The sequence below is a fragment of the Methylophaga sp. UBA2689 genome (assembly GCA_002354555.1).
Taxonomy (GTDB): domain Bacteria; phylum Pseudomonadota; class Gammaproteobacteria; order Nitrosococcales; family Methylophagaceae; genus Methylophaga.
The window spans coordinates 1-2,788 of sequence record DELT01000062.1 but is presented as its reverse complement, the minus strand read 5'-3'; the positions used below and the strand labels follow the sequence as shown (position 1 = coordinate 2,788).

Here is a 2,788-nt window from a genome sequence, read left to right as displayed (position 1 = left end):
TTTAAAGGAATGCTTGCCAGAATGAAAAGTTGGTTTCAGGGCAATTTCTGAGCAAGCCTTGTTAGTAAATAAAGAGGGGAGAAAATCATGACATTTGAATTGATTGATACATACACAGCAAATGCAGTTATCAAAGTCATCGGTGTAGGTGGCGGCGGCGGTAACGCTTTGGAACACATGGTGGCCAATAAAATCGAAGGTGTTGATTTTATTTGTGCCAATACGGATGCACAGGCTTTACGTAAAAGTAATGCCACTACGCATTTACAATTAGGCACAGATATCACCAAAGGCCTGGGTGCCGGTGCCAACCCAGATGTAGGTCGACAGGCTGCTTTGGAAGACCGTGAACGTATTATGGAAGTTATCAGCGGCGCTGATATGGTCTTCATCACTGCGGGTATGGGCGGTGGTACAGGCACCGGAGCTGCGCCAGTAGTCGCACAGGTTGCTAAAGAGATGGGTATTTTAACGGTTGCCGTTGTGACCAAACCATTTCCTTTTGAAGGTGGCAAACGACTGAAAGTCGCCATGGCCGGTATTGAAGAATTGAGTCAGCATGTTGATTCATTGATTACTATTCCAAATGAAAAACTGTTGAAAGTGTTGGGTAAGGAAATGAGCCTGCTTAATGCTTTTAAATCAGCCAATGATGTACTGTTGGGTGCTGTTCAGGGAATTGCTGAACTGATTACCCGTGAAGGTATGATTAACGTTGACTTTGCTGACGTGCGGACTGTTATGTCTGAGATGGGTATGGCAATGATGGGAACCGGACGGGCATCAGGTGAAAACCGCGCTGCAGAAGCAGCCAGACTGGCAGTTTCAAGCCCGTTACTGGAAGATGTTGATTTGGCAGGTGCGCGTGGGGTGTTGGTAAACATTACTGCGGGTCTGGATATGAGCATTGGTGAATTTGAAGAAGTGGGTAATACCATTAAAGAATTTGCTTCAGAGGACGCAACAGTAGTGGTTGGTACGGTAATCGATCCTGATATGACCGATGAGTTACGGGTAACCGTAGTGGCGACTGGGTTGGGCGTTGCAAGAGCGGCTGTATCAAAACCAGTTGAGGCTACAGCAGCAGCACCGCAAATCGAAATTGTTAAGAAGCCGGTTGATATTGACTATGATGAACCAACTGTTTTACGAAATGGTCGTAACAACGAACAAAAACAAGTGGCTAATGGTGATGTCAACATGGATTATCTGGACATTCCGGCATTCTTGCGTAGACAGGCTGACTAATGCAGATGGTGAAGTCATATAAGCCTATGATATTATTGTCAGATAATTAAACTAGAAAAGGGGGTAAAGCACCTTGATAAAGCAACGAACATTGAAAAATGTGATTCGTGCCACAGGTGTAGGATTGCACAGCGGTGAAATGGTCTATTTAACGCTGCGTCCGGCTGCCCCTAATACTGGCATTATTTTCCGACGAGTCGATCTGGATCCGGTTGTTGAAATCGAAGCCAAAGCTGAAAATGTGGGTGAGACAGCCCTGTCAACCACATTGATTCAAAATGGTCAGCGGGTTTCAACCGTGGAACATTTACTTTCAGCCTTTGCCGGGCTGGGTATCGACAATGCTTATATTGATCTCAATGCAGCAGAAGTTCCTATTATGGACGGCAGTGCCGGACCTTTTGTATTTCTGGTGCAATCTGCCGGTATTGAAGAGCAGGCAGTTGCTAAGCAATTTATCCGTATTAAAAAGCCTGTATTACTGGAAGATGGTGACAAATGGGCCAAGTTCGAGCCATTTGAAGGTTTCAAAGTCTCTTTTACCATTGATTTTGAGCACCCGGCCTTTACCGGCAGACCGCAGCAGGTTGATGTTGATTTCTCCTCCACATCATTTGTTCGTGAGGTCAGCCGTGCCAGAACCTTCGGCTTTATGAAAGATATCGAAAAATTGCGGGAAATGAATCTAGCGCTGGGTGGCAGTATGGATAATGCCATTGTTGTAGACGATTTCCGTGTTTTAAATGAAGATGGTCTTCGTTATGAAGACGAGTTTGTCCGTCATAAAGTACTTGATGCTATCGGTGATTTGTATTTGCTGGGCCATAGTCTGATCGGTGCATTCGTCGGACATAAATCCGGTCATGAAGTGAACAATCGCCTGTTACGCAAACTTATTGCTCAGGAAGATTGTTGGGAACTGGTGACTTTTGAAGAAGATGCTGATGCACCTATTGTGTTTAGTCGGCCTGCCGCTTCAATCGTCAGCTAGGAGTTGTCACGAGTTTTACCTCGCTTAGCGAGTTTATGCAGCGCTGTTTTGAGCTGACCATCGTCTAACCCGGCGGCGGTCTGAGCAATCAGCGCTGCATTGTTATTAGACATATCGATCATATTGGATTTTGCCGGCTTCCCGGTTGGGTGCTGGGGTTTTACTTTTACCTCAACGCGTTCAATTTGCGCAGACAACTCGCTGGAAAAGGTTTTACAAATGGTAGCGGAATGAAAGCGTAATAAGCTGGCAACTGCCGCGTTTTCTGTATGGATGATGATTTTGTTCTCTTTCATATTCGCCAGCTGACAATGTCCTGCGAACTGCGAAGGTAAAATTTCTTGCAGAATGCTGTTAAGCTGAGTTAATTTTTGAGCGCGCTTCGAAATTTGCTGTAATTGCTGGTTTGCCTGGCAAACAGTGCTGAAATGAAGCGGTTTATTTGACATGTCTCAATCCGGGACGAGGATAAGTATGCAGATTATCATAATATCCGCCGACAATACCGGCCACAAGCATTGGCATTTAAGCCGAACGAAATTGATGCTG

At 45.3% G+C, this 2,788-nt stretch carries 3 protein-coding genes; 2 read left to right on the top strand and 1 reads right to left on the bottom strand.

Annotated elements, in window-relative coordinates:
- Positions 1-87: 87 nt before the first annotated feature.
- Entirely contained in the window at positions 88-1,248 is a 1,161-nt protein-coding gene (gene ftsZ, locus B3M51_RS07150; protein WP_292757899.1) for a cell division protein FtsZ, read from the top strand.
- Positions 1,249-1,321: 73 nt separating this feature from the next.
- Positions 1,322-2,239 carry a UDP-3-O-acyl-N-acetylglucosamine deacetylase gene (gene lpxC / locus B3M51_RS07145; protein WP_292357853.1) on the top strand — a complete coding sequence of 306 codons (918 nt, stop codon included), beginning with the start codon at positions 1,322-1,324 and terminating at the stop codon, positions 2,237-2,239.
- On the opposite strand, the gene B3M51_RS07140 is transcribed toward lpxC, so the two are convergent.
- On the bottom strand, positions 2,236-2,688 hold the full coding sequence (locus B3M51_RS07140) for a DUF721 domain-containing protein (protein WP_292757898.1): 453 nt from the start codon (positions 2,686-2,688) through the stop codon (positions 2,236-2,238). The genes lpxC and B3M51_RS07140 overlap by 4 nt on opposite strands.
- Positions 2,689-2,788: the final 100 nt, after the last annotated feature.

Coding starts and splice junctions, on each gene's coding strand:
- ftsZ (WP_292757899.1), top strand. CDS start 88: ATGACATTTGAATTGATTGATACATACACAGCAAATGCAGTTATCAAA.
- B3M51_RS07140 (WP_292757898.1), bottom strand. CDS start 2,688: ATGTCAAATAAACCGCTTCATTTCAGCACTGTTTGCCAGGCAAACCAG.